Raw genomic sequence first — 25,570 nt, 5'->3', positions numbered from 1 at the left:
GTGCGGGACATTCTTCCGGTACTGGAGCGGTGGTACGCGGCGCGGGTGCCGTTCGGCCTCGCCACCGTCGTCACGGTCAGTCGCAGCGCGCCGCGCGAACCCGGTGCGGCGATGGCCGTGGGGCCGGACGACGAGGTGGTGGGGAGCGTGTCCGGGGGGTGCGTGGAGGGGGCGGTGTTCGACCTGGCCCAGGAGGTCGCGGCCGGCGGCGAGGCACGGGTGGCGACCTTCGGCTACAGCGACGAGGACGCGTTCGCGGTGGGGCTCACCTGCGGTGGTGAGATCTCCGTGCTGGTCAGGCAGGTGACCCAGGAGTCCGACCCGGCCTTCGGCGCGGTCGCCGCGTCCGTCGCCGCGGGCGACCCGGTGACCATGGCGACCGTGATCGACGGACCGGCCCCGCGCGGGGCGACGCTCGCGGTGTGGCCACACACGGTGGCGGGCACGCTGGGCGCGGCCGGCCTGGACGTGGCGGTGACCGCCGACGCCCGCGGCGAACTCGCCCAGGGTGCCACCGGACTCAGGCACTACGGTGCGCGCGGCGAGCGCCGCGAGGACGCCGTCACGGTGTTCCTGCACTCCTTCGCCCCGCCGCCGCGGATGCTGGTGTTCGGCGCGATCGACTACGCGGCCGCGGTGGCCCGTATCGGCGCCTTCCTCGGCTACCGCGTCACGGTGTGCGACGCCCGCCCGGTGTTCGCCACGCCGAAACGCTTCCCCGAGGGGGTGGAGGTGGTCGTGGACTGGCCGCACCGCTATCTGCACGGCACGGACACCGACGAGCGCACGGTGATCTGCGTGCTGACCCACGACCCGAAGTTCGACGTGCCGCTGCTGGAGGAGGCGCTGCGCCGACCCGCCGCCTACATCGGCGCGATGGGGAGCCGCCGTACCCACCGCGACCGGCTGGAGCGGTTGATCGACGCCGGCCTGACGGAGGACGAACTCGCCCGGCTACGCTCCCCGGTGGGTCTCGATCTCGGAGCCCGCACCCCGGAGGAGGTGGCCGTGTCCGTCGCGGCCGAGATCGTCGCGCTGCGCTGGGGCGGCACCGGTACGCCCCTGACCGCGACCGCCGGAGCCATCCACGCGACCGGCTCCGCCTGAGGACGAGGAGACGTCATGGAACTGAACCACGAGTTCACCGTACCCGTGCCGGTCGACGACGCCTGGCGGGCGCTCCTGGACATCGAGCGGGTGGCGCCGTGCCTGCCGGGGGCCACCGTGCAGGAGTACGACGGCAAGACCGTGACCGGTTCGGTCAAGGTCAAGCTGGGGCCGATCACGGTGGCGTACAAGGGGACGGCGGTCTTCGAGGAGCAGGACGAGACGGCGCACCGCATGGTCCTCGTCGCCAGCGGCCGGGAGACGCGCGGGCAGGGCACGGCGCGGGCCACCGTCACGGGCACGCTCCAGGAGCGTGACGGCGGCACGGCGGTGGCGGTGCGGACCGATCTGACCGTGACCGGCCGCCCGGCGCAGTTCGGACGCGGAGTGCTGGCGGAGGTGGGGGACCGGCTGGTGGGGCAGTTCGCCGACTGTCTTTCGCAGCGGCTCGCCGAGACGCCGCCCGTGGCCGCCGAGGACGCCGCCGGGAGCGCCCCGACGGAGGTGCCCGAGGAGCCCGCGGAGCACGCGGCGCGGTACGCGGAGCCGGAGCCGCTGGATCTGCTGCGCACCGCAGGAGTACCGGTCGCCAAGCGTGCCGCCGTGGCGGTCGGCGCGGCCCTCGCGGTGGCGCTGCTGGTCGTGGGCGTTCGCCGGCTCCGGCGCCGCTGACGGACGGCCGCTCGACTCTTCTTACGGTACGGAGGGTGCCCGTGAGCCTCGATCAGCCCCTCGTTGCCACTGTGACCTGCTGTTCCGACTTGTTTGGGGTTTCTCGCGGGTTTTCCGGATTCGGTGGTGTGAGGCGGTGCGGGAAGGGTACGCGCGCCATCAACGGATGAGGCATGCATGGCCTCCGCAGCACATGTGCCGCACATCCCAGTGGGAAGGAGGTCCGTGAAAGCGCACACTCGTAGCGCCCGGGCCGCCGCCACCCATCGCGCGGCCCGGATCTCGCCGAGAAGTCGGAAACGAGAAAGGGAAGAGTGACCCCGGGGCAGCCCCTGAGTCAGGGGCTGCCCTCCTGCGTGGTCACGCCGTCGCGGGGCATCGCGTGGCACGGGTGCGTCACGGAGTCCGGCGTGGCAGCCGGTGCAGTTCCACGTCGGTCAGACGGCCGCGGGTGACGGTCGCGGTCATGTAGGTGCAGTGGGGCTGGCGGCGGCGGTCGGTCGGGGAGCCCGGGTTGAGCAGGCGCAGACCGGAGGGCGCGGTGGTGTCCCAGGGGATGTGGCTGTGGCCGAAGACCAGGACGTCGAGGCCGGGGAAGCGGGCGGCGCAGCGGGCCTCACGGCCCTGGGCCGGTCCGGTCTCGTGCACGGCGCCGATGCGCAGCCCGTCCAGGTCGGCCTCGGCCACCTCGGGCAGGCGGGCGCGCAGTTCGGGGCCGTCGTTGTTGCCGTACACGCCGATCAGGCGGCGGCTGCGGCTCGCCAGCAGGTCGAGCGTGGCGGCGTCGACCCAGTCCCCGGCGTGGAAGACGACGTCGGCGTGCGGGAGTTCGGCGAGCAACCGCGGGGGCAGTTCCTTGGCGCGCTTGGGCAGATGGGTATCGGACATCAGCAGCAGACGCACGAGGTCAGCGTACTGCGGGGGCCGCGGCGGCGCCCGGCGCGGATCTTCAGCCGAAACTGTTCAGTCCAGACTGGACAGTTCCGTCGGGGCGGTTCTACGGTGCTGTCATGGATCACAAGGCCGACGAGGTACCGCCGGGCATCTCCGCCTCCGCCGCGCGCGCCGCCCGCGACCTGCGGGTGGTGTTCAGCCGGCTGCGGCGCCGAATCCGTGAGGTCGCGCGGGACGAGGACCTGACTCCGCCGCAGGTGTCGGCACTCACCCTGGTCGGCAAGCACGGCGCCGCCACGGCCAGCGCGCTGGCCGCCACCGAGGGGGTCCGGCCGCAGTCCATGGCCGCCACGCTCGCCGCCCTGGAGCGGCACGGGCTCATCCTGCGCAGCCCCGACCCCGAGGACGGACGGCGCCAGCTCGTCACCCTGACCGAGGGGGGCCGCGAGCGCATCGCGGGCGACCGGCAGAGCCGCGGGGAGTGGCTGACCCGGGCCCTGCAGGACCGTTACACCGAGGCCGAACGGGAAACGCTCCTCGAGGCCTTCGCCCTGCTGGAACGGCTGACCCGACCCTGACAAGCGGCACGTTCACCCCCCGAAGGGCCTGCCCCCCCATGGCACTCACCGCACTCGACCCGCGCACCGCACTCGTCGTGATCGACCTCCAGGCCGGCATCGTCGCCGCGCCCACCGTCCCGTACTCCGGCGCCGAGGTGCTCTCCCGCACGGTCGGGCTCGCCGACGCCTTCCGCGCCAGGAACCTGCCCGTCGTCCTGGTCCGGGTCTCCTTCGCCGCCGACTTCGGCGACGTGCCGCCCGGCCGCACCGAGGCGGTGCGGCCGGGCGGTGGCGCGCGTCCGGAGGGCTGGGACGTGATTCTTCCCGAGCTGGCGGGGCACCCGGGCGACATCACCGTCACCAAGCACAACTGGGGCGCCTTCCACGGCACCGACCTCGATGTGCAACTGCGCCGCCGCGGGGTGACGCAGATCGTGCTGGCCGGCATCGCCACCAGCATCGGCGTGGAGTCCACCGCCCGCGCCGCCCACGAGCACGGCTACCACGTCACCCTGGCCACCGACGCCATGAGCGACATGGACGCCGAGGCCCACCGGGGCAGTGTGGAGCGGATCTTCCCGCGTCTGGGCGAGACCGGCACCACCGCCGAGGTCCTCGAACTGCTGGCCAAGACGCACGGCTGACGCGGCGAGGCGCTCCACGCCACCTCATCGACCGTCTCCCCGGACTCCATGGCCCGGGGCCCTCACCCGGACCCGGCGGCTCAGTCCTCACCCCGCACTATGTTCGACTCGTTGCCCGTGCGGTCCTGCTGGGGGCCGCCGCGGTCCTCGAGCGCGGGGAGGCAGGTGCGCACGCCCTCCTCCCGCGGACGGCGGGCCTGCGCCCAGCCCGTCTCGGGGTGCCGGACATGGTGCTTCTCGCTGGTGTGCGCGGTCACGACGCTTCATCTTCCTTCTGCGTCAGGTGCTGTGGAGCGGCTCTCTCCAAAACGCCGTGCTCCAGTCGGACCGAGTCCCCGGAAACGGCCCCGGTAAAACCCTGACCTGCACCCCGCCCCTGGTCACCCGCCACCGGAGTCCCTGCTGCCGAACGTGCCGCCGGAGCCCCCGTCCCAGCGCGGGCGGGCCCGGTCCTCGCTGCGCCTGCCGGATGAGCCGAGCTCGTGCGGGGTCAGGCGGCGGCCGGCCTCCTCGGCGCGGGGCACCTCGGCCGGCGCGCGCCGCCGGCGGACCTCGTGCACCGGCCCGGACTCCGGCAGCGTCGGACGCTCGCCGCCCCAGGGAGTCCTCGGCTCGCCCTGCTTGACCCTGATGCCGAGCCGGACGGCCCACACCAGGACTGCCGCGATCACCAGACCGCCAACGGCGATCCCGGCGGCCGAGCCGGCGCCGGCTGCTTCGTACCAGGTGGCGTCCATCGCCGGCGGGACCCCGGGCCCGCCCGGCCGATGGCGTGCCGAGCCAGCGAGGGCGTGGCGCGGGCCCGGTCGCGGGGCAGGGCGGTAGCCTCGCCGCCGATGAGCGATACGTCCGAAACATCCGCATCCGCCGCCGAGCGGCCCACCGCCCCCGCCCGCCCGTTCGGCAGGAAGCTGATGGAGTGGGCCTCGACGACCGATCACAAGGTGATCGGCAAGCTCTACATGGTCACGGCCTTCTCCTTCTTCCTGCTGGGTGGCCTGCTGGCGATGGGGATGCGCGCCGAACTCGCGCTTCCGGGCCTGCAGTTCATGAACCAGCAGACCTACAACGAGCTCTTCACGATCCACGGCACGATCATGATGCTGCTCTTCGCCACGCCCATGTTCGCGGGGTTCACCAACGCGGTGATGCCGCTCCAGATCGGCGCCCCCGACCTGGCCTTCCCCCGCCTGAACGCCCTGTCGTACTGGATGTACCTCTTCGGCGGGCTCATGGTCGTCTCGGGGTTCCTCGTGCCCGGCGGCTCGGCGGCCTTCGGCTGGTTCGCCTACGCGCCGCTGAACAGCGCCTACTACTCCCCCGGCGCGGGCGGCGACCTGTGGGCGATGGGACTGGTGGTGACGGGTGTGTCGACCACGCTCAGCGCGGTGAACTTCATCGCCACGATCACGACCCTGCGCGCACCAGGGATGACGATGTTCCGGATGCCGATCTTCACCTGGAACGTGCTGTTCACCTCGATCCTGGTGCTGCCCTCCTTCCCGGTGCTGACCGCCGCGCTGCTCGCCCTGGAGGCGGACCGGAAGTTCGGGGCGCACGTCTTCGACGCGGCCAACGGCGGAGCGCTGCTGTGGCAGCACCTGTTCTGGTTCTTCGGCCACCCGGAGGTCTACATCGTCGCGCTGCCGTTCTTCGGGATCGTCAGTGAGATCGTCCCGGTCTTCTCCCGCAAGCCGCAGTTCGGGTACCTGCCGATGATCGGGGCGACCATCGCGATCACCATGCTGTCCGCGGTGGTGTGGGCGCACCACATGTTCGCCACGGGCGCGGTGCTGCTGCCGTTCTTCTCGATCATGTCGTTCCTGATCGCGGTGCCCACCGGGATCAAGTTCTTCGCCTGGATCGGGACGATGCGCGGCGGCTCGCTGTCGTTCGAGACGCCGATGCTGTGGTCGTGCGGCTTCCTGGTGTCGTTCCTGCTGGGCGGGCTCAGCGGGGTGCTGATCGCCTCGCCGCCGCTGGACTTCCACGTGACCGACTCGTACTTCATCGTGGCGCACCTGCACTACGTGCTGTTCGGCACCGTGGTGTTCGCGATGTTCGGCGGCTTCTACTTCTGGTGGCCGAAGATCACCGGGAAGATGCTGGACGAACGGCTCGGCAAGATCCATTTCTGGCTGCTGTTCCCCGGCTTCCAGCTGACGTTCCTGGTGCAGCACTGGCTCGGCGCGGAGGGGATGCCCCGCCGGTACGCCGACTACCTGCCCGCCGACGGCTTCACCCTCCTGAACACACTCTCCTCGGCGGGGGCGTTCCTGCTCGGCGCGTCCACCCTGCCCTTCCTCTACAACGTCTGGCACACCTCGCGCCATGGACGGCAGGTCACCGTGAACGACCCCTGGGGGTACGGGCGCGCCCTGGAGTGGGCGACCTCCTGCCCGCCGCCGCGGCACAACTTCGACGCGCTACCCCGGATCCGCTCGGAGGCCCCCGCCTTCGACCTGCACCACCCCGACATCGTCCAGCGGGCGGAACTGGAGGGACGCCGATGAAGGTGGAAGCCCTGCTCTTCGGCGGCGTCGCGCTCTTCTTCGGCGGCAGCGCCGCCCTGTACGGCGTCTGGTCGGGCGAGCCGGCCGGCACGGCGGCGCTGGTCATCGCGGGCGGAATGGCGGCGCTGGTCTCCTTCTTCTGCCTGATCCAGTACCGACGCAAGGGGGTGCGTCCGCAGGACCGCCGCGAGGCCGAGGTCGCCGACGCCGCCGGGCCGCTGGAGTTCTTCCCGCCCGAGAGCACCTGGCCGATCACCACCGCGCTGGGCTTCTCGGTCAGCGCGCTGGGCGTGGTCTACGGGCTGTGGCTGTTCCTCATCGGTCTCGGGGTGCTGGTGCGGGGGGTGGCGGGGATGGCGTTCCAGTACGTCCACCGGGGCGAGTGACGACCGGCCCCGCCGGGGCCCCGGGCCGGCGGGACTCGACGGGGCGGTGCTCGCTCTCGTAGCCCCCGGTGATGGACTGCCGTACCTGGCCGGTCTCCTCGCCCTCGGCGAGGACCTCCTGCTCCTTGGCCAGCAGGGCGTGGCACAGGGCCCGGGTGATCAGGAAGGCGACGACAGGGGCCAGCACGAACGAGATCCGCAGGACCCAGGTGATCGTGTTCACGGAGACCCGGAAGGTGGCGGCGATGACGTCGTTGCCGCCCTCCAGCAGCAGCACGCCGTAGAACACGAGCCCGGCGACGCCGAGGCCGGTGCGCACGGGGCGCTCCCGCGGCCGGTCGCACAGGTGCTGCTCCTGGTGCCACTCCCCCGTCAGCCACTGCTCGACGAACGGGTACGCGTACAGGACGGCGAACAGCAGCCCCGGCAGGACCACCGCCGGCAGGAAGGCGTTCCACATGATCGTGTGCCCGGCCACGTTGGTCTCCCAGGCCGGCATCAGCCGCAGGGAGCCCTCCAGGAACCCGACGTACCAGTCCGGCTGGGAGCCCGTGGACGCCTGGTCCGGCTGGTAGGGGCCGTACGTCCACACCGGGTTGATCTGGGCGATCCCGGCGAGCAGGAACAGCACGCCGAAGACGGTGAACTGCAGGCCCAGCGAAGAGGCGGTGAACTCGGGGAAGAGCGGTTTGCCCCGCACGTTGCGATTGCCGCGCCCCGGGCCGCGCCACTGGGTGTGCTTCAGGTAGAAGACGAGGGTCAGGTGTACGACGACCAGCGCGATCAGGACGCCCGGCAGCAGCAGGATATGCAGGCTGTACAGGCGGGGGATGATCTCGTGCCCCGGGAACTGGCCGCCGAACACGAAGAAGCTGACGTAGGTGCCGATCACCGGCAGGGACAGCATGATCGCCTGAGCGATACGCAGTCCGGTGCCGGAGAGCAGGTCGTCGGGCAGGGAGTAGCCCGCGAAGCCCTCGGCGATGGCCAGGGCGAACAGCGTGACCCCGATGACCCAGTTGATCTCCCTGGGCCTGCGGAAGGCGCCGGTGAAGAAGATCCGCAGCAGGTGCGCGCCGATCGCGGCGACGAAGACGAGCGCCGCCCAGTGGTGGGCCTGGCGCAGCAGCAGCCCGCCGCGGATGTCGAAGCTGATGCGCAGGGTGGAGTCGAACGCCTCCGACATGAGCACCCCGCGCAGCGGCGCGTACGACCCGGAGTAGGCGACCTCGCGCATGCCGGGCTGGAAGAACAGCGTCAGCCATACGCCGGTCAGGACCAGCAGGACCAGGCTGTACAGAGCGAGTTCGCCGAGCAGGAACGACCAGTGCTCGGGGAACGCCTTGCGCATCAGCCCGCCGCCCTCGGACAGCGGCAGCCGGGCGTCCAGGAAGCCGGTGAACCGCTCACCGGCCCCGGCGCCGCGCGCGGTGCGACCGCGCCGTGCCGGACTCACGGTTCCTCCGCTCCGCCGCCCTCGTCCCGGCCGCCTCCGCCCGCCTCCGGGGCCGACCGCGCGGCCCTCTCCACGTCGGCCTCGATCTCGGTGCGCGGCTTGCCCTCGTCGCTCGCGTACTCGCCCAGGGCGGCCTGGAGATCACGGGCCAGGTCCCGCCAGGCCCGCCACGCCGTCTCGTACGTCTCGCTCTGTGTTCCGGTCCACTGCGCCTGCGCGGGCGGTCCGTAGTTCTGCCGCAGCTGCTCGACCCGGTCGTGTGCCTCGTCGGCCGCCCGCTGCTTGGCCACGAGCTCTTCGAAGGTGTGTGACACAGCCCAGGACCCTAAGCACGACCGGCGCACGCGGCGGTCCCGACCTGCCGGGCGGGGACACGGCGCACCCGTGTGGCGGGTCGCGGGGCCGCGGGCGGTCTCAGAGCGCCAGCTCGCTCCACACCTGCTTGCCGCCGCCGGCCGGCACGGTGCCCCAGGCCGCCGACATGGCCTCGACGAGGAGGATGCCCCGGCCGCCGGTGGCCTGCCAGCCGATGCTGGTCGGCTTGACCGGGGTGCGGGGCGAGGCGTCGGCGACGGCGACGCGCAGCCGCCGGTTGACGAGGGTGAGGTCCAGGCGGACCTGGCCGTCGGTGTGCACGAGGGCGTTGGTGACCAGCTCGGACACGACGAGGAGCACGGCGTCGGCGTCCTCCGTGACGCCCCAGGAGCGCAGGGTGCGCCGGGTGAAGCGGCGGGCGTGCCGGACGGCTTCGGGCACCCGCCACACCGACCAGCTCTCCCTGAGCGGGCGTACGGCCATGCCGTCGTAGCGCATCAGCAGCAGCGCGATGTCGTCGTCGCGGCGCACGCCGGTCAGCAGGACGTCGGCGACCAGGCCGAGGTGGGAGGGGTCGGCGGCGGCCAGGTCGCGGGCGAGTCGGTCCATGCCCTCGTCGATGTCGGCGTCCGCGGACTCCACCAGGCCGTCGGTGGTCAGGGCGAGCACCGTGCCGGGTTGCAGCCGCAGCGGGGTCATCGGGAAGTCGGCCTGCGTCAGTACGCCGAGCGGGGGCCCGCCCTCGGCCTCCGCGATCTCGGTACGGCCGTCCGGGTGCCGCAGCACCGGCGGGGGGTGTCCGGCGCGTACGCACCAGGCGGAGCCCTGCTCCATGTCGACCTCGACGTAGGCGCAGGTGGCGAACAGGTCGGTCTCCATCTCCAGCAGGAGGCGGTTGGCGTGCGAGACCACCACGTCCGGCGGGTGTCCCTCGGCGGCGTAGGCGCGCAGGGCGGTGCGCATCTGGCCCATCAGGGTGGCGGCGCCCGCGTTGTGGCCCTGCACGTCGCCGATGACGAGGGCCACGTGGTGGTCGGGCAGCGGGATCACGTCGTACCAGTCGCCGCCGACCTCCAGTCCGGCGGTGGCCGGCAGATAGCGGGCCACCGCCTCGGCACCGGGCAGTTCCGGCAGTCGGCTGGGCAGCAGGGTGCGCTGGAGCATGCCGACGAGTTCGTGCTCGGCGTCGAAAGCGCGGGCGCGCAGCAGGGCCTGCCCAGCCAGGCCCGCCGAGGCGGTGAGCAGGGCGCGTTCGTCGGGGCCGAAGTCGTGCGGGGTGTCCCAGCCGATCAGGCAGGCGCCCGCCATGCGGCCGGCCGCGGGCAGCGGCAGCACCGCGAGGCCGCCCGGGCCGACGTCGGCGAGGGCCGGTTCGAGGGTGGCCCCGGCGGGCCAGATCTGGGCGCGGCCCTCGCGCAGGGCGGCGGCCAGGGTGGGCATGGCCCGCACCGGCGCGTCCGGCCACTCGGTGCGCCACTGAAGGCGCCACAGCTCGGGCCAGGCCTCCGGTTCGGGCGGGTCGAGGACGGTGACGACGAGCCGGTCGTTCTCCAGCTCGGCCAGCGCGATCCGGTCGGCCCGCAGCGGTGCGCGCAGCGCGGCCACCACGGCCTGGCCGACGTCCCGGACGGTGCCCGCGGTCGCCAGGGCCGCGGCGAGCCGCTGGACGCGGGCGACGTCGTTGACGCCGGGGCGCAGTGTGGAGGCGTCGGCGACGGTGCCGACCAGGCGGGCCGGGCGGCCCTCGCCGCCGGGCAGCAGCCGTCCGCGCAGCCGCAGCCACCTGGGTTGGCCGCCCGGTCGCAGGGCGCGGAACTCCAGCTCGCGCTCGCCGATCGACATGTGGTCGGCCTCGACCACCGACATCAGGGACGGCAGGTCCTCCGGCACGGTCAGCGCGAGCAGCGTCTCCACCTTGCCGTCGAAGCCGGACCGGCCGATGCCGAACAGGTCCAGGATGCGGTCGCCGACCTCCACGCGCCCGCTGTCCATGGCGAGGCTGAACGCGTCCGGCGGCAGCTCCTCGCCCTGCGCGGCCTCCGCGGCGTCGGGGCACGCGACGGCCTCGGCGATCAGTTCGAGGCACGCGCGGTCCTCGCCGTCGAAGCCGCCCGGCTCGTCGGTGACGGCGAGCAGCACGCCGCCGTCCGGCCCGCGCAGGGGTAACGCGGCCAGGAAGAAGACGTCTCCGGCCGGCATCCGCCGGAAGTCGTCGGAGCCGGCGAGCTCCTCGGGTCGCAGCCACACGGGCCGGCCGGTGCGGCATGCGTCGGCCGCCGGGGACCGTCCGGCCAGGGGGTAGCTGTCCCGCAGCCCGTACAGGGTCCGCGGGACGCCGACCGACTCGGACAGGCACAGCACCTCGCCCGCCGCGGCACGGACGTAGACGCCGGCGAACGCGGCCCCGGTGAAGACCAGGGCCTGCTCCAGCACGCGGTGCAGCCGGTCGGCGGAGGCCGGTGCGGAGGTGAGCGTTCTGAGAGCGAGTTCGGCCCGCGGGGTTCTCGTTCTTCGTGCAGTAGCGCCCTCACTGACCACATTGGTCATTACAGCGTGTATCGGACGTTTACGCAGCCCCTGTGACAGTTCCGGGAGTTCCGGGGTGGACGACGCCCGAAAGGTTCGACCGTCTGGCGGAGCGCGCGGCTGTCGGACGACGGATCGGTCCGGCCCTCCGCCGGGAGGGCCGGACCGATCCACTGACCGGCAGACACCGCCGGCCGGCAGGCCGGTCGGTGACGTGGGGGGAGCCGGTCAGCGGCCCGGGCGAGCGACTCAGGGGGTAGCCGCCCGGGGGCCGTTCAGGGGGTCCGGGTGCGCCCGGAGCCGTACGCGGGGCCGGAGTTGTGGCCGCCCGCGCCGGACTGCTGGTCACCCGCACCGGACTGGTCTGCGCCGGACTGGTCCGCGTCGGACTGGTCCGCGTCGGACTGGTCTGCGCCGGGCTGCTGGTCGCTCGCGTCTCCCGCGTCGCCGGCCGCGTCGCCGCCACCGCCGCCCGCGCCGAGCGTCGCGCCCGTCGCCTGGAGGGCGGTGGTGACCGGCTGGAAGAAGGTCTCGCCGCCCCGGGTGCAGTCGCCGCTGCCGCCCGAGGTGAGGCCGACCGCGCCGCCGTCCTGTGTGAACAGGGGGCCGCCGCTGTCGCCGGGCTCGGCGCAGACGTTGGTCTGGATGAGACCGGTGACGGTGTCGACACCGCCGGTCTCGCTCTGGAAGTTGACGGTGGCGTCGAGGCCGGTGACCGTGCCGTTGTGCAGTCCGGTGGTGCTGCCCATGCGGAACACCGTCGCGCCGACGGTGGCCTCGGCCGCCCCGGTGATCTCGACGCTCTGCCCGTTGCCGACGTCGACCGCGCTCGGCGCCTGCGTGTCCGGGTCGTCGTACGTGACTAGGGCGAGGTCGCTGCCCGGGAAGGTGGCCTGGTCCACCGTGGCCACCGGCGCTCCGTTCTGGGAGTCGGACCACTGCTCGGCCGCGACGCCGCAGTGCCCGGCGGTCAGGAAGGCGGGGCTGCCGTCGCCCGCGGTGACGTTGAAGCCGAGGGAGCAGCGGACGGTACCGCCCTGTGTCCGGGAGAAGATGGCGTCGCCGCCGGAGGCGAAGGTCTTGAAGGTGCCGGCGGACTTCTTCAGGGTCGCCATGCCGGAGCCGAGGACGCGGACGGTGGACTGGAGCCTGTTCCAGTTGGCGCCGGTGACCGTGCTGTCGGCGGTGACCACGACCTTGTTGGTGCGCGGGTCGACGGACCAGGAGGTGCCGGGGATGGTGGCATCGGCCTTCAGGGTCCGCGCCGCGGACTTCAGGGCGGCGGTGCTGTTGCCGACCTGGCGGACGGTCACGCCCGCCTTCTTCGCCCGGAGGACCATGCCGGCGTCGTCGCCCGTCACGTTGACGACGAGCCGCCGTTCGCCGCTGTCGTAGTAGGAGCCCGCGAAGGAGTCCCCGAGCTCCGCGGCGAGCCGTGCGGAAAGGCCCGAGGCGTCCGCGGCCCTGAGGGTCCTGGGAGTGGCGTCGTCCGCCGCGCCGTCCTGGGAGGCGTTGGCGTTCGGGAGCAGCACCGCCGCCGCACCGAGCGCCACCACGCCGCCCACCGCTATCGCGGCCTTGCGCTTCGGAATTCGCTTGTGACTCAAACTTCTCGACCTCCTGGGGACGGGGCCTGCACCGCCGTCCGGTGGCGGTTGGGGGACGCCTGGACGGCTGTTGGTACGCAGGGGGCGGGCACCGCGTTCAATCCCGATCGCCAACTCGCCGCGGACCATGCCTAATCGGCCAACTCCCAAGCCCAGCAAGGACCGGATGACACACTCCGCGACTACGCGGCCACGGTCGGTTGCGAACAGGAAGCGGAATCCGGACTTCAGCAAATCTGCACATCGCATGCCCAATGAAGTCACCATGGTCGGAGGATCTGCACAACGGCGCGCCCCCCACGAGGGCTTCGGCGCCCGGTTCCGGACGCACCGGCGCAGAGGCAAGGGAGGCGGTGCGCTGATGCGGTGCGGCGTGTGAAGAAGTCGCCGCCATGCCGTTGCCGAGCCTGCACGGTTCGCCGGTCGCTCCGACAAGTGCCCTGGTGGGGGCCCTGGTTGAGTGGAAGCGGCGGGCCGCACCGTGCTTACATCCATCGCAGCGCGGGACCCCAGCCGGGCGCTCGGGAAACGGGGCCCGGTACCCGCGGTCGCGGCCGTCTTTCCCCAAAGAAGGCCGCTCCCCCCTTGTGAGATATCCATATGAAGGGACGTTCCATCATGAACTCCACCCCCCAGGTTGAGACCGTCGAGATCTCCGACGCCGAGCTCGACAACGTCTCCGGCGGTCTGTCCGTGAACTCTCTGGACACCGCCACCGGCCTGGTGGACAGCGTTGTCCCGGTCTCCGGCGTGGTGAACACGGCCGTCGGCACGGTCGAGGGCGCCACCGGTCTGAGCGCCGCCCCGGTCGCCAACCTGGTCGCCGGTCTCTGATCGCACCTCGTTGCCACCGAGTCCCGGAACCGCACGCCGGTTCCGGGGCTCGCGGTTGCCGCAGGAAGCCCTAACGTGCAGTTCCGACAACAGGCCCTCGCCAAGCTCCAGTCGCCGGAAGAACTCGACCTCCCGGTGCGGCTCGCCCGCCCCCAGGGGTGGCTCGCCCTGTCCGTCACCCTCGTCGCCATGGCGGCCGCGTCCCTGTGGGCCGTGACCGGATCGGTGGCGTCCACCGTCGGCGCGCCGGCCATCCTCACGCACGGGCAGGGCAGTTACGTCCTGCAGAGCCCGGTCGCGGGACAGGTCACCGCGGTCCTCGCCAAGGAGGGCGAGCGGCTGCCCGCGAACTCTCCCGTGCTCAAGGTGCGTACCGGCCAGGGCGAGGAGACCGTGCGCACGGTCGCCGCCGGCCGGATCACCACGCTCGCCGCCACCCTCGGCCAGATCGTCTCCACCGGCGCGAACCTCGCCGCCGTGGAGAAGGTCGCCCACGCCTCCGACCCGCTGTACGCGACCGTGTACGTGCCCGCCGAGAACGCCGCCGCCATTCCCGCCGGCGCCTCGGTCGACCTGACCGTCTCCTCGGTGCCCGCCCAGCGCTACGGCGTGCTGCGCGGCCATGTGAAGACGGTGGACCGGTCGGCCCAGTCCGCCCAGCGGATCGCCGCGTTCCTCGGGGACGGCCAACTGGGCGAGCAGTTCACCCGGAAGGGCCGGCCCGTCGCCGTACTCGTACGGCTCGACGCCTCGTCCGCGACGGAGAGCGGCCTCGCGTGGTCCTCCGCCGGCGGACCGCCGTACCGGCTCGACTCCATGACCCCGGCCGCCGCCTCGATCCGGCTGGCCGACCAGCGTCCCCTCGATTGGCTGCTGCCGTGACCACCACCCAGGAGACCCGCGGCCGCCGGCGCGCCGCCCGGCCCGGACGGCCCGTCCCCAAGGCGCGGGGCAGGACCGTCCACACGCCCACCGTGCTCCAGATGGAGGCCGTGGAGTGCGGGGCCGCCTCGCTCGCCATGGTCCTCGGCCACTACGGCCGCCATGTCCCGCTGGAGGAGCTGCGCATCGCCTGCGGCGTCTCCCGGGACGGCTCACGGGCGAGCAACCTGCTGAAGGCGGCCCGCAGTTACGGTCTGACGGCCAAGGGCATGCAGATGGACACCGCCGCCCTCGCCGGAGTGAAGGCGCCGGCCGTCCTCTTCTGGGAGTTCAACCACTACGTCGTCTACGACGGCATGGGCCGCCGCCTCGGTCGGCGCGGGGTGTTCGTCAACGACCCCGGCAAGGGCCGCCGGTTCGTGCCCATGGAGGACTTCGACACCAGCTACACCGGTGTCGTGCTGGTGATGGAGCCCGGCGAGGACTTCGAGCGAGGCGGCCGCAAGCCCGGAGTCCTGGGCGCCCTGCCGGCCCGGATGCGCGGCACCGCGGGGACGATGCCGGCGGCGGTGCTGGCCAGTCTGCTGCTGGTCGTGGTCGGCGCGGCGGTGCCCGCGCTCAGCCGGACCTACATCGACACCTACCTGATCGGCGGTCAGACCTCGCTGTTGGGCGTGCTGTTCGCGTCGATGGGCGCATGCGTACTGCTCACCGTCGTGCTGACCTGGTTGCAGCAGACCAACCTGCTGCACGGGCGCGTCATCTCCTCCACGCTCGCCAGCGCCCGCTTCCTGCGGCATCTGCTGCGGCTGCCGGTCACGTTCTTCGCCCAGCGCAGCCCGGCCGACCTGGTGCAGCGGCTGGCCTCCAACGACCAGGTGGCCGAGACCCTCGCCCGCGACCTGGCCGCGGCCGGCGTCGACGCGGTGGTCGTGGTGCTGTACGCGCTGCTGCTCTACACCTACGACCCGCAGCTGACGTTCGTCGGCATCGGCGTGGCCCTGCTGAACGTCGTGGCGATGCGGGTCGTCGTACGGCTGCGCGCCACCCGGACGGCGAAGCTGCGCGCGGACAACGCCCGGCTGACCAACACCGCCTACACCGGGCTCCAGTTGATCGAGACGATGAAGGCGACCGGCGGCGAGGACGGCTACTTCCGCAAGTGGGCCGGACAGCACGCCGCCACCCTGGAGGAGCAGCAGCGGCTCGGCGTGCCGAGCGCCTGGCTGGGCGTGGTCGCACCGGCCCTCGCCACCCTCAACAGCGCGCTGATCCTGTGGATCGGCGGAATGCGGGCCGTCGAAGGGCACATCTCGGTCGGACTGCTGGTCGCGTTCCAGGCGCTGGTGACCCGGTTCACCGCGCCGCTGACCCGGCTCAACGGCGTCGCGGGCCGCATCCAGGACTTCGCGGCGGACGTGGCCCGGCTCAAGGACGTCGAGAACTTCCAGGCCGACCCCCTGTACACCCGCCCCGGCGGCGGGGACTCCACCCGCCGGCTGCACGGGCACGTGGAGCTGGAGAACATCACCTTCGGCTACAGCCCGCTGGACAAGCCGCTGCTGACCGGCTTCGACCTGACCGTCGGACCGGGCCGGCAGGTGGCGCTGGTCGGCGGCTCGGGCAGCGGCAAGTCGACGGTCTCCCGCCTGATCTCCGGCCTGTACACGCCCTGGGACGGAGTGATCCGCATCGACGGGCAGCGCCTGGAGGACATCCCGCGCGGGGCGCTGGCGGCCTCCGTGTCCTTCGTCGACCAGGACGTGTTCCTCTTCGAGGGCACGGTCCGCGACAACGTGGCCCTGTGGGACCCGTCGATCCCGGACGACGCCGTGGTGGAGGCGCTGCGCGACGCGGCCCTGTACGAGGTCGTGACGCGCCGCCCCGGCGGCATCCACAGCGGCGTCGAGCAGGACGGGCGCAACTTCTCCGGCGGGCAGCGCCAACGCCTGGAGATCGCCCGCGCGTTGGTGCGCCGGCCCAGCATCCTCGTGCTCGACGAGGTGACCAGCGCCCTGGACGCCGAGACCGAGCAGGCCGTGATGGACAACCTGCGGCGGCGCGGCTGCGCCTGCGTGGTGATCGCGCACCGGCTGTCCACCGTGCGCGACAGCGACGAGATCGTCGTGCTCCAGCACGGCACGGTCGTCGAACGCGGGCGGCACGAGGACCTGGTGGCGCGCGGCGGCGCGTACGCGGCGCTGGTCAGGGAGCGGTGAGATGACGACAGCGAACGAGCCGGACCTGGTACTGGGGGCTCTCGGTTCCCTGGGCACGCCGATCGACTGCTCGGGCTTCAACCGGCTCGACCTGACGGGCCCCCAGGAGCTGTGGCTGATCGCGGCCGGCGCGGTGGACCTGTTCGCGGTCGACGCGGCGCAGCAGGGGCACTGGCACCACCTGGGCCGGCTGGAGGCGGGCTCGCTGCTGCTCGGTCCCGTAGCGGGCCCGCGGCACACCCTGGTCGCGCGCCCGCTGCGGGACTGCGTGGTGCGCCGCATCGGGCTGCGCGAGCTGTACCAGCCGGCCGGCACCCAGACCTGGTCGTACGACGAGTACGGCAACCCCCAGTACGTGCCGCCGCAGACCAGCCCGCTGGAGTACGCCCTCGCGCTCGGCGTCGGCCGCGGCCTGTCCGTGCTCTTCCAGGCGCCGATGGCCGAGGAGCGGGCCACGGCGCCCACGGACGACGACGTGTTCTGGATGCAGGTCCCGCCGGGCAGCGTGCAGTACGGGTCGATGTACGGCGCTCAGGCCGCGGCCGATCTGCTGATGGACCCGGCCCTGTGGCAGAGCATGGTCGATCAGCAGTACCGGCTGCTGACCGCCCTGGACCGCTGGATCGAACAGCTGGAGCACACCCACGAGACCCGGACGGCGGCCGGTATCAAGGCCGGTGAGGCGGTGCGCGCCCAGGCCGACCGGACGCTGCTGGCCTCCATCGGCCGGTCCTCGGCGGGGCGGCCCACGGCCGCCGACACCGACGCCGGCTACGCGGCCTGCGAACTGGTCGCCCGGGCCGCTGGGATCACGCTGACCGCACCGCCCCAGGCCGGCACCGAGAGCGACCGGCTCGACCCGGTGGAGCGGGTCGCCCTGGCCTCCCGGGTGCGCACCAGGGCCGTACGCCTTCAGGGCCGCTGGTGGCGGGAGAACATCGGTCCGCTGGTGGGCCACCGGGCGCTGTCCGGGGCGCCGGTCGCGCTGCTGTGGCGGCGCGGCGGATACGTCGCCGTGCACCCGGCCACCGGGCGGGAGAACCCGGTGGAGAAGGCGAACGCGGAGGAGTTCGAGCCGCGCGCGGTGATGTTCTACCGGCCGCTGCCCGACCGTCGGCTCAGCCCGGTCGGGCTGCTGCGGTTCAGTCTGCGCGGTACCGGCGGCGATCTGCTGAACCTGCTGTCCGCCGGGCTGGTGACGGTCGTCCTCGGGGCACTGGTTCCCATCGCGACCGGCAAGGTTCTCGGCGAGTACGTGCCCAGGGCCGAGCAGGGCCTGATCGTGCAGGCGTGTCTGGCCGTGATCATCAGCAGCGTGGTGGCGGCCGCCTTCATGCTCCTGCAGAACCTGACCGTCCTGCGGCTGGAGGGGCGTATCGAGGCCACCCTCCAGTCGGCCGTGTGGGACCGGTTGCTGCGGCTGCCGACGAAGTTCTTCACCGAGCGGTCCACCGGCGAGCTGGCGAGCGCGGCCATGGGGGTCAGCGCGATCCGCCGGCTGCTGGCGGGGGTCGGCCCGGTGGTCGTCCAGTCGGTGACCGTGGGCGCGATGAACCTGGGGCTGCTGTTCTGGTACAGCGCCTCCATGGCGCTGGCGGCGCTCGGCATGCTCGTGGTGATCGGCGCCGTGTTCCTCGGGCTCGGACTGTGGCAGGCGCGATGGCAGCGGCGTCTTGTGGTGCTCACCAACAAGCTGAACAACCAGGCCTTCCAGACGCTGCGGGGGCTGCCGAAGCTGCGGGTGGCGGCGGCCGAGAACTACGCGTACGCCGCCTGGGCGTCCCAGTTCGCGCACAGCCGTGGGCTTCAGCAGAAGGTGGGCCGGATCAAGAACCTCACCACGGTGCTGGGCGCGGTGTACCTGCCGGTGTGCACGCTGCTGATGTTCATGCTGCTGGCGGGCCCCGCGCGCGGCTCGATGTCGGCGGCGGCCTTCCTGGCCTTCAACACCTCGGTGACGATGCTGCTGACCTCGGTCACCCAGCTGACCGGCGCCTTCGTCTCGGCGGTGGCCGCGCTGCCGCTGCTGGAGCAGATCAGGCCGGTGCTGGACGCTACGCCGGAGGTGCGCACGGCCAGTACCCGGCCGGGGCCGCTGTCCGGCGCGATCGAGGCGCGGCGGCTGTCGTTCCGCTACACCGACGACGGGCCGCTGGTCCTCGACGACGTGTCCTTCGAGGTGCGGCCGGGCGAGTTCGTGGCGATCGTCGGACCCAGCGGCTGCGGAAAGTCGACGCTGCTGAGGCTGCTGATCGGGTTCGACCGGCCGCTGTCCGGCAGCGTGCTGTACGACGGCCAGGACCTGGCGGCTCTGGACCAGTCGGCCGTGCGGCGGCAGTGCGGGGTCGTGCTCCAGCACGCGCAGCCGTTCACCGGTTCCCTCCTGGACGTCATCCGCGGCACGGAGCCGTGCACGGCCGAGGAGGCGATGGCGGCGGCCGAGCTGGCGGGGCTGGCGCGCGACATCGAGCGGATGCCGATGGGTCTGCACACGATCGTCTCGGGAAGCGGCGCGGTCTCCGGCGGCCAGCGGCAGCGGCTGATGATCGCCCAGGCCCTGGTGCGCCGGCCGCGGATCCTCTTCTTCGACGAGGCGACCAGCGCGCTGGACAACGACACGCAGCGCACGGTGATCGAGAGCACCCGCAAGCTCAACGCCACCCGCGTCGTCATCGCGCACCGGCTGTCGACGGTGCTGGACGCCGACCGGGTCGTCGTGATGGAGGACGGCAAGGTCATCCAGCAGGGGCCGCCCGCCGAACTGCTCGCGGACACGGGCGGGCGGCTGCACGAACTGGTGCGGCGGCAAATGGCGTGAGGGCCGGTCCGGGCCGTTCGGTCCTGGCCCGGGTGGTTCAGTCCTGGCCCGGGTGGTTCAGTCCTGGCCCGGGACTGGGGCTCCGGAGGGGACTCCGGCGGCGATGTACGCCTCGTAGAAGCCCTTCCACGGGGCGTGGACCCCGGCGTGCGGTCCCTCGAAGCGCTCGCCGCGCGCCCTCGCGTCCAGGGCTGCCAGGCAGACCTCCCAGCCGGCGCCGTTGCGGGCGGCGGTGTCCTCGGCGGCGAGGACGTCGGTGAGGGTGAAGCGGGTGTGCCGGTCGTCGATTTCCTCGAGGTCGAAGTGGAGTTCGCTGCCACCCCACTCGAAGGACAGGTGCCCGGGCGGGTCGACGGCGAGCACGGTCCCGGTGAACTCCTCCGCGCCCGTCTCCCCGCGGAAGGCGATGGTGCCGCCGGGCCGCAGGTCCATCTCGGCGCGGAACGGGAACCACTGCGCGAGTTCCCCGGGGTCGGTCACGAAGTGCCAGACGCGGTCCACGGGGTGGCCGTAGGCACGGGTGAAGCGAAGGGCGGGGCGGCCGTCGCCGAGCCGCAGAAAGGTGCCGGTGAGGTCGGCGGGCATGGGGATCAGTCCTTCGTCTGCTCGGAGGGTCGGGCGTCGACGGAATGTACCGGGCCGGGCCCGTACGGGACGCAGGGAACCGCCGGGGCGGTCGCGACGGCCCTCGCCCAGGGGCACTCCGGCCCCAGGGGCACTCCGGCCGATGCCAGGGGCCGGCGGGCGGCCCCACTCCGCCCACCGGCCCCTTTGTGCGGAATCGCCCGGTCCCCGCGGCAGGGCCCGCACTCCCCAGTCACGGGACCCTTCAGGTGTGCGCGGGGAACGCGCGATCCCGGCTCTCAGAACGCGAAGAAGCTCGTCACCGAAGCGTTCTTCACGCACTCGTTGGCATAGGCGCGCTCGTAGGAGACGCGCCTGCCCTGCCAGACGCCCTGGGCCGTGACCACCACGGGGTTGTACTCCCTGGTGCACGCCACCCGGTCGTTCGCCGTCAGCACGGTGAAGTCACCGTCCGCACCGCGCAGTTCCGCGCACGCCTCGGTCGCGGCCGGGTGGGTGCCGGAGGGCGCCGGCGCGCAGCTCAGGGTGACGGCGCGCTCCGGTGCGGCGTTCGCCGCGGCGACGCCGTGGCCCACGGTGAGCACCAGGGCCGAGGAGGCGTCGAGCCCGGCAGTGGCCGGTGCGGGGCCGGCGAGAGCCGGCGCCGTGAGGGGTCCGCAGACGGCGGTGGCCGTCAGGCCGAGGGTCACTGCCCAGCGCGCGGTGTTCCGCATCGTGTGCTTCCTTCCGCTGGAAGTCGTCGGGTGCCGGCCCCGGCTCGGTCGGTGCCGGAGCGGCGTGCGGGAGTCTGCCGAGTCCGCGGCGGAAACTCACGTCGAACCCGCGGGTTTCGGTAACCTTGCGTATTGAATCAGTGGCGCGAAGTCACGGAACGCTGGGGCGGCAACCCTTTGTCCATGGGCCCGGCGATCATCGGATCCGGCCGGATGGCCTGCTTTCCCGCGCTCGTCAATCGTCCTGAAACACTCCCGTTCCGCTCTCGGCGGACTTGTCAGCGACCCCTTGTGTTCATGTTCGAGCCGCGTAATTGTCATTACATGATTACGACAGAGCAGCGAGAGAAAGTGCGCGGCTGGTTCGCCGGCCGTCTGCCGGACGACCTGTTCGAGGAAGTGGTCGAAGTGGTGCTGGACCGCGAGGAGATCACCATCATCGGCCGGATTCCCGCCCCCCGGCTCGTCGGGGACGCCGGGCCCGCGGAGCGGGAGGCGGCCGTCGAGGGCCGGGTGCGGGAGTTCCGGGAGCGCACCCGCGAGGACCGGATGGCGGTGGCCCGCGAGGCCGAGCACCGGTTCGGCCGGAAGGTGTCCTGGGGCGTGGAGTGCGCCGGGCGGCGCGCCCTGTTCACGCATGTCGCCGCGCCCGTCATGACCCGGCTGCGCCAGCCCGAGCGCCAGGTCCTCGACACCCTGATCGCGGGTGGCGTCGCCCGCAGCCGCAGCGACGCGCTCGCCTGGTGCGTGCGCCTGGTCCAGCAGCACACCGACGACTGGCTCGGCGAACTGCGCGCGTCGCTGGAGCACGTACAGCGGGTCCGGGCCCAGGGACCCGATTCCCGGCCCGAGGACACCCACGACGAGGAGACTCACGACGAGGACGGCCGCGGCCGGGGCACCCGCGGCGGGGAGGGATGAGCGGAGGGTGGAGGATTCATCCACCGATGGCGTGAAAGATGGACGAACCGTCCTCTGGTGCGGCTCACGCACGGCGTCTTAGCGTCAGCGGACCCCCGAGGACGGTGCCCTTCCCGCCGCACACCCCGCGCCGGCGAGCGCCCGTCCACCCGCCGCGCCACCACGCGCTCCACCGCCGTCCTCCGATGGAGCCCCCATGTCCTCGCAGCAGTCACCGCAGGCCCAGCCGCCCGCCCCCTCCCCCGCCGCGCCGTCCCTCACCGAGGTCGAGACCCACGGCATCGAGCGCATCCCCGACGCCGACCGCTCCGCCAGGCCCCTGGACCTGTTCCGCATCGCCTTCGGCGGCGCGAACACCTTCTCCACCTGTGTGCTGGGCGCCTTCCCGATCCTGTTCGGTCTCTCCTTCTGGCAGGGCCTGGCGGCCACCGTCCTCGGAGTCGTCGCGGGCGCGCTGATCCTGTGCCCGATGGCCGTGTTCGGCCCCGTCAACGGCACCAACAACGCGGTCTCGTCCTCGGCGCACCTGGGTGTCCACGGCCGCGTGGTCGGCTCGTTCCTGTCGCTGCTGACCGCCACCGCGTTCTTCTCCATCTCGGTGTGGAGCTCCGGCGACGCCCTGGTCGGCGGCGCGCACCGGCTCTTCGGCCTGCCGCGCGGCACCGCCTCGTACGCCGTCGCCTACGCGCTGTTCGCCGCGCTGGTCCTCGTGGTCTGCGTGTACGGCTTCCGCTTCATGCTGTTCGTCAACAAGATCGCGGTGACCTCCGCGAGCGTGCTGTTCCTGCTCGGCGCGGTCGCCTTCGCCGGCGACTTCGACCCGGGGTACGCCGGGGTGTTCACCGCCTCGGCGGACGCGGCGACACGGTCGATGTTCTGGCCGTCGTTCATCGGCGCGGCCCTGATCGTGCTGTCCAACCCGGTCTCCTTCGGCGCGTTCCTCGGCGACTGGTCGCGCTACATCCCGGCCGACGCCCCGCGCCGCCGGGTGGTCGGCGCCGCGTTCCTGGCGCAGATCGCCACCCTGCTGCCGTTCGTCTTCGGCCTGGCGGCGGCGAGCATCATCGCCACCAAGGCCCCCGCGCACGTCGACCCGGCCGCTCCCGACTTCGTGGGCGGGCTGCTCGCGATCTCGCCGAGTTGGTTCTTCCTGCCGGTGTGCCTGCTCGCGCTGATCGGCGGCATGTCGACCGGCACGACCTCCCTGTACGGCACCGGGCTGGACTTCGCCTCGGTGGTCCCGTGGCTGTCCCGGGTGCGGGCGACCGTGCTGGTCGGACTGCTGGCCTTCGCGTTCATCTTCATCGGGCGGTTCGCGCTGAACCTGGTGCAGTCGATCTCGACGTTCGCCACGATGATCGTCACCTGCACCACGCCGTGGATGGTCGTGATGATGCTCGGCTTCTACACCCGCCGCGGCTGGTACGACCCGGACGCGCTCCAGGTCTTCAACCGCCGTCAGCGCGGCGGCCGTTACTGGTTCACGCACGGCTGGAACTGGCGCGGCCTGACCGCCTGGTGGGTGTCGGCGCTGATCGGGGTGCTGTTCACCAACATCCCCGGGCAGTTCGTCGGCCCCCTGGGCGATGTGGCGAACGGCGTCGACATCAGCCTCCCGCTGTCGCTGGCGTCGGCCGCGGTGCTGTTCCTGGCGCTGCTGTGGCTGTTCCCCGAACCCCGGGCGGTGTACGGCCCCGAGGGTCCGCGGCTGGCCCGTGCCGTCGACGTCCCGGTGCCGCCGGTCACCGGACCGGGCGCGCAGGACGGCGGCGTGGCGGCGGTGCCCGCGAAGGCCGGCTGACCAGTCCGGGAGGGCGGCGCGCCGCTGCGGGCCGCCGTCCTCACCCGCGGCGCTCGGGCCGTTGTCACACCCCACCGATACGTTGGCGGGCATGACTCATTTCGTACTGGTGGCGGGCGCGTGGCTGGGTGCGTGGGCGTGGGACGAGGTGGTGCCCGGCCTGCGGGAGGCCGGGCACGACGTCCACGCCCTCACCCTCGGCGGCCTCGCCGAGAAGAAGGACCTGCCGGCCGGTCAGCGGACCCACGTCCAGGACATCGTCGGCCATGTGGAGCGCCACGGCCTGCGGGACGTCGTCCTGGTCGGGCACAGCTACTCGGGCATCCCGGTCGGGCAGGCGGCCGAGCGGATCGGCGGCCGGCTGCGGCGCGTGGTGTTCGTCGACTCGAACGTCCCGGTCGACGGCCGGTCGTTCCTCTCGGGGTTCGACAGCGACGACGTCCGGCGGGCGCTCGACGCGAACGACGGCTGCTGGCCACCGCTGCCCCCGGACGCCTACGCCGGCCAGGAGCTGACCGCCGAGCAGATCCGCCGCATCGTCACCGAGGGCACGCCGCACCCCGGCGCCACGCTCACCGAGCCGGCCGTGCTGCGGCGTCCGGTCGGCGAGCTGCCGGCCACCTACGTCAAGTGCCTGCTGGACGGACCCGAGCCGCCGCCCACCATGGCCGAGGCGCTCAAGAGCGAGCGCTGGGAGCTGGTGGAGATGGACACCGGCCACTGGCCGATGTTCTCGCGGCCCCGCGAACTCGCCCGGATCCTGGTCGAGTCCGCGGCCGTGGACTGACGAGCGGGCGGTCCGCTCCCGGAGGTGCCGGCCCGCGCCTACCGGCCAGTATCGTCGGGTGACGCGCGTGACGGGCGACTTCGGGAGGGACGGATGGCGAAGCACTGGGCGGACTTCCAGTACGAGATCTATCTCAACGGCATGACGGGCGCGGTACCGCGGCTGCCGACCGACCTGACCCGTCTGGAGGAGCTGACCGAACAGCGGCTCGGCCCCGGCCCGGTGGGCTATGTGGCGGGCAGCGCGGGCAACGGCAGTACGGCGCGGGCCAACCGCGCCGCCCTGGACCGGCGCCGGATCGTGCCGCGCATGCTCCGGGACGTCCACGCGCGCGATCTGTCGGTGGAGGTGCTGGGCCGGGCCCTGCCGGCCCCGCTGGCGCTGGCGCCGGTCGGGGTGCTGTCGATCCTGCACCCGGACGCCGAGCCGGCGGCGGCGCGGGCCGCCGCGGCGCAGGGCGTGCCGTTCGTCCTGTCGTCCGCCTCCAGTACGCCCCTGGAGCGGGTCGCCGAGGCGATGGGCGACGCCGAGCGCTGGTTCCAGCTGTACTGGGCCAAGGACCGCGAGGTGACCCGGAGCCTGTTGGGCCGGGCCAGGGCGTCCGGGTTCAGCGTCCTGGTGGTCACCCTGGACACGCCGCTGCTGGCCTGGCGGCCCCGCGACCTGGACCAGGCGTACCTGCCGTTCCTGCACGGCGTGGGCACCGCCAACTACTTCTCCGACCCGGCCTTCCGGGCGGGTCTGGCCAAGCCGGTGCACGAGGATCCCAACGCGGCGGTGCTGCACTTCGTGGGCATGTTCGCCGACCCCGGCAAGACCTGGCCGGATCTGGCCTTCCTGCGGGAGAACTGGGACGGCCCGATCGTCCTGAAGGGCATCCTGCACCCCGACGACGCCCGCCTGGCCGCCGACGCCTGCATGGACGGCGTGGTGGTGTCCAACCACGGCGGGCGCCAGGTGGCCGGCTCCGTCGCGGCCGCCGACGCGCTGCCCCGGGTGGCCGAGGCGGTCGGCGACCGGCTGACGGTCCTGTTCGACAGCGGTGTGCGCACCGGGGACGACGTGTTCAAGGCGCTCGCCCTCGGTGCGCGGGCGGTGCTGCTGGGCCGGCCGTACGCGTACGGGCTCGGACTGGACGGCCAGGCGGGCGTCGAGCACGTGATCCGGTGTCTGCTCGCGGAGTTCGACCTCACGCTCGCCCTGGCGGGACACGCCGGGCCGGACACGGTCGGCGCGGGCGACCTCGTCGAGGACCCCGCCTGACCCGAGCCGGCCGGGGGGGGGGGGGCGCCCCCCCCCCCGGGGGCGGCGGGGCCCGCGCCGAGGGGGT

General features: G+C 72.8%; 23 protein-coding genes. 14 read left to right on the top strand and 9 right to left on the bottom strand.

Annotated features, from left to right (window positions below; genetic code table 11):
- Both ABZ818_RS23585 and ABZ818_RS23580 read left to right on the top strand, forming a co-directional pair.
- The gene (locus ABZ818_RS23585) at window positions 1-1,107 is read left to right on the top strand and encodes an XdhC/CoxI family protein (protein ID WP_361417892.1); all 1,107 of its coding nucleotides are present in this window, start codon (window positions 1-3) and stop codon (window positions 1,105-1,107) included.
- Window positions 1,108-1,122: 15 nt separating this feature from the next.
- Window positions 1,123-1,779, top strand: a complete 657-nt coding sequence (locus tag ABZ818_RS23580) for an SRPBCC family protein (protein ID WP_361417888.1) — start codon at window positions 1,123-1,125, stop codon at window positions 1,777-1,779.
- A gap of 396 nt (window positions 1,780-2,175) precedes the next feature.
- Here ABZ818_RS23580 and ABZ818_RS23575 read toward each other — a convergent pair whose 3' ends face one another.
- Complete coding sequence (locus tag ABZ818_RS23575) at window positions 2,176-2,682, bottom strand: metallophosphoesterase (RefSeq protein WP_361417885.1); 507 nt, start codon at window positions 2,680-2,682, stop codon at window positions 2,176-2,178.
- A gap of 107 nt (window positions 2,683-2,789) precedes the next feature.
- On the opposite strand from ABZ818_RS23575, the gene ABZ818_RS23570 reads away from it, so the two are divergent.
- Window positions 2,790-3,251: a MarR family transcriptional regulator gene (locus tag ABZ818_RS23570; protein ID WP_361417882.1), complete on the top strand. Its 462-nt coding sequence runs from the start codon at window positions 2,790-2,792 to the stop codon at window positions 3,249-3,251.
- 38 nt (window positions 3,252-3,289) lie between these two features.
- A complete protein-coding gene (locus tag ABZ818_RS23565) occupies window positions 3,290-3,877 on the top strand; it encodes a hydrolase (RefSeq protein ID WP_361417879.1) in 588 nt (195 codons plus the stop codon).
- An 80-nt stretch (window positions 3,878-3,957) separates the two neighbouring features.
- Here the strand turns inward: ABZ818_RS23565 and ABZ818_RS23560 are convergent, their stop codons facing one another.
- Together ABZ818_RS23560 and ABZ818_RS23555 are read right to left on the bottom strand one after the other, a co-directional pair.
- Entirely contained in the window at window positions 3,958-4,134 is a 177-nt protein-coding gene (locus ABZ818_RS23560; protein ID WP_361417876.1) for a hypothetical protein, read from the bottom strand.
- A gap of 123 nt (window positions 4,135-4,257) precedes the next feature.
- Window positions 4,258-4,614 carry a DUF6479 family protein gene (locus tag ABZ818_RS23555; protein WP_361417873.1) on the bottom strand — a complete coding sequence of 119 codons (357 nt, stop codon included), beginning with the start codon at window positions 4,612-4,614 and terminating at the stop codon, window positions 4,258-4,260.
- A gap of 177 nt (window positions 4,615-4,791) precedes the next feature.
- Here ABZ818_RS23555 and ctaD point away from each other — a divergent pair, with 177 nt between their 5' ends.
- Together ctaD and ABZ818_RS23545 are read left to right on the top strand one after the other, a co-directional pair.
- Window positions 4,792-6,390 (top strand): cytochrome c oxidase subunit I, encoded by a 1,599-nt coding sequence (ctaD, locus tag ABZ818_RS23550; protein ID WP_361418085.1) that lies wholly within the window; start codon window positions 4,792-4,794, stop codon window positions 6,388-6,390.
- On the top strand, window positions 6,387-6,776 hold the full coding sequence (locus ABZ818_RS23545; protein ID WP_361417870.1) for a cytochrome c oxidase subunit 4: 390 nt from the start codon (window positions 6,387-6,389) through the stop codon (window positions 6,774-6,776). Before ctaD ends, ABZ818_RS23545 begins: the two co-directional genes overlap by 4 nt.
- On the opposite strand, the gene ABZ818_RS23540 is transcribed toward ABZ818_RS23545, so the two are convergent.
- The 4 genes from ABZ818_RS23540 to ABZ818_RS23525 all read right to left on the bottom strand — a co-directional run bounded on the left by ABZ818_RS23540 (window position 6,706) and on the right by ABZ818_RS23525 (window position 12,680).
- On the bottom strand, window positions 6,706-8,127 hold the full coding sequence (locus ABZ818_RS23540; protein ID WP_361418082.1) for a ubiquinol-cytochrome c reductase cytochrome b subunit: 1,422 nt from the start codon (window positions 8,125-8,127) through the stop codon (window positions 6,706-6,708). The two genes, ABZ818_RS23545 and ABZ818_RS23540, sit on opposite strands and share 71 nt — an antisense overlap.
- 101 nt (window positions 8,128-8,228) lie before the next feature.
- Window positions 8,229-8,546 carry a hypothetical protein gene (locus ABZ818_RS23535; RefSeq protein ID WP_361417867.1) on the bottom strand — a complete coding sequence of 106 codons (318 nt, stop codon included), beginning with the start codon at window positions 8,544-8,546 and terminating at the stop codon, window positions 8,229-8,231.
- A 100-nt stretch (window positions 8,547-8,646) separates the two neighbouring features.
- On the bottom strand, window positions 8,647-11,094 hold the full coding sequence (locus tag ABZ818_RS23530; RefSeq protein ID WP_361417864.1) for a SpoIIE family protein phosphatase: 2,448 nt from the start codon (window positions 11,092-11,094) through the stop codon (window positions 8,647-8,649).
- Window positions 11,095-11,348: 254 nt separating this feature from the next.
- A complete protein-coding gene (locus ABZ818_RS23525) occupies window positions 11,349-12,680 on the bottom strand; it encodes a S1 family peptidase (RefSeq protein WP_361417861.1) in 1,332 nt (443 codons plus the stop codon).
- A gap of 618 nt (window positions 12,681-13,298) precedes the next feature.
- Here ABZ818_RS23525 and ABZ818_RS23520 point away from each other — a divergent pair.
- The 4 genes from ABZ818_RS23520 to ABZ818_RS23505 all read left to right on the top strand — a co-directional run bounded on the left by ABZ818_RS23520 (window position 13,299) and on the right by ABZ818_RS23505 (window position 19,433).
- Window positions 13,299-13,514: a type A2 lantipeptide gene (locus ABZ818_RS23520; protein ID WP_361417858.1), complete on the top strand. Its 216-nt coding sequence runs from the start codon at window positions 13,299-13,301 to the stop codon at window positions 13,512-13,514.
- A gap of 75 nt (window positions 13,515-13,589) precedes the next feature.
- Window positions 13,590-14,396: an HlyD family efflux transporter periplasmic adaptor subunit gene (locus tag ABZ818_RS23515; protein WP_361417855.1), complete on the top strand. Its 807-nt coding sequence runs from the start codon at window positions 13,590-13,592 to the stop codon at window positions 14,394-14,396.
- Window positions 14,393-16,615 carry an NHLP family bacteriocin export ABC transporter peptidase/permease/ATPase subunit gene (locus tag ABZ818_RS23510; RefSeq protein WP_361417852.1) on the top strand — a complete coding sequence of 741 codons (2,223 nt, stop codon included), beginning with the start codon at window positions 14,393-14,395 and terminating at the stop codon, window positions 16,613-16,615. The genes ABZ818_RS23515 and ABZ818_RS23510 overlap by 4 nt, the downstream gene beginning before the upstream one ends.
- A gap of 1 nt (window position 16,616) precedes the next feature.
- On the top strand, window positions 16,617-19,433 hold the full coding sequence (locus ABZ818_RS23505; protein ID WP_361417850.1) for an NHLP bacteriocin export ABC transporter permease/ATPase subunit: 2,817 nt from the start codon (window positions 16,617-16,619) through the stop codon (window positions 19,431-19,433).
- Window positions 19,434-19,490: 57 nt separating this feature from the next.
- Here ABZ818_RS23505 and ABZ818_RS23500 read toward each other — a convergent pair whose 3' ends face one another.
- Window positions 19,491-20,018: an SRPBCC family protein gene (locus ABZ818_RS23500; RefSeq protein ID WP_361417847.1), complete on the bottom strand. Its 528-nt coding sequence runs from the start codon at window positions 20,016-20,018 to the stop codon at window positions 19,491-19,493.
- A gap of 278 nt (window positions 20,019-20,296) precedes the next feature.
- Window positions 20,297-20,731, bottom strand: a complete 435-nt coding sequence (locus ABZ818_RS23495) for a subtilase-type protease inhibitor (RefSeq protein WP_361417844.1) — start codon at window positions 20,729-20,731, stop codon at window positions 20,297-20,299.
- A gap of 324 nt (window positions 20,732-21,055) precedes the next feature.
- Between ABZ818_RS23495 and ABZ818_RS23490 the strand changes: the two genes are divergently transcribed.
- The 4 genes from ABZ818_RS23490 (at window position 21,056) to ABZ818_RS23475 (ending at window position 25,503) form a co-directional block, all read left to right on the top strand.
- Window positions 21,056-21,652, top strand: coding sequence for a hypothetical protein (locus tag ABZ818_RS23490; protein WP_361417841.1), 597 nt, complete (start codon window positions 21,056-21,058; stop codon window positions 21,650-21,652).
- Between the two features lie 196 nt (window positions 21,653-21,848).
- Complete coding sequence (locus tag ABZ818_RS23485; RefSeq protein ID WP_361417838.1) at window positions 21,849-23,453, top strand: cytosine permease; 1,605 nt, start codon at window positions 21,849-21,851, stop codon at window positions 23,451-23,453.
- A 91-nt stretch (window positions 23,454-23,544) separates the two neighbouring features.
- On the top strand, window positions 23,545-24,240 hold the full coding sequence (locus ABZ818_RS23480; protein WP_361417835.1) for an alpha/beta fold hydrolase: 696 nt from the start codon (window positions 23,545-23,547) through the stop codon (window positions 24,238-24,240).
- A gap of 93 nt (window positions 24,241-24,333) precedes the next feature.
- Window positions 24,334-25,503 carry a lactate 2-monooxygenase gene (locus ABZ818_RS23475; RefSeq protein ID WP_361417832.1) on the top strand — a complete coding sequence of 390 codons (1,170 nt, stop codon included), beginning with the start codon at window positions 24,334-24,336 and terminating at the stop codon, window positions 25,501-25,503.
- Window positions 25,504-25,570 lie beyond the last annotated feature (67 nt).

The organism is Streptomyces sp. NPDC047453 (assembly GCF_040643155.1).
GTDB lineage: Bacteria > Actinomycetota > Actinomycetes > Streptomycetales > Streptomycetaceae > Streptomyces.
This window is presented reverse-complemented; position numbering and strand designations above follow the sequence as displayed.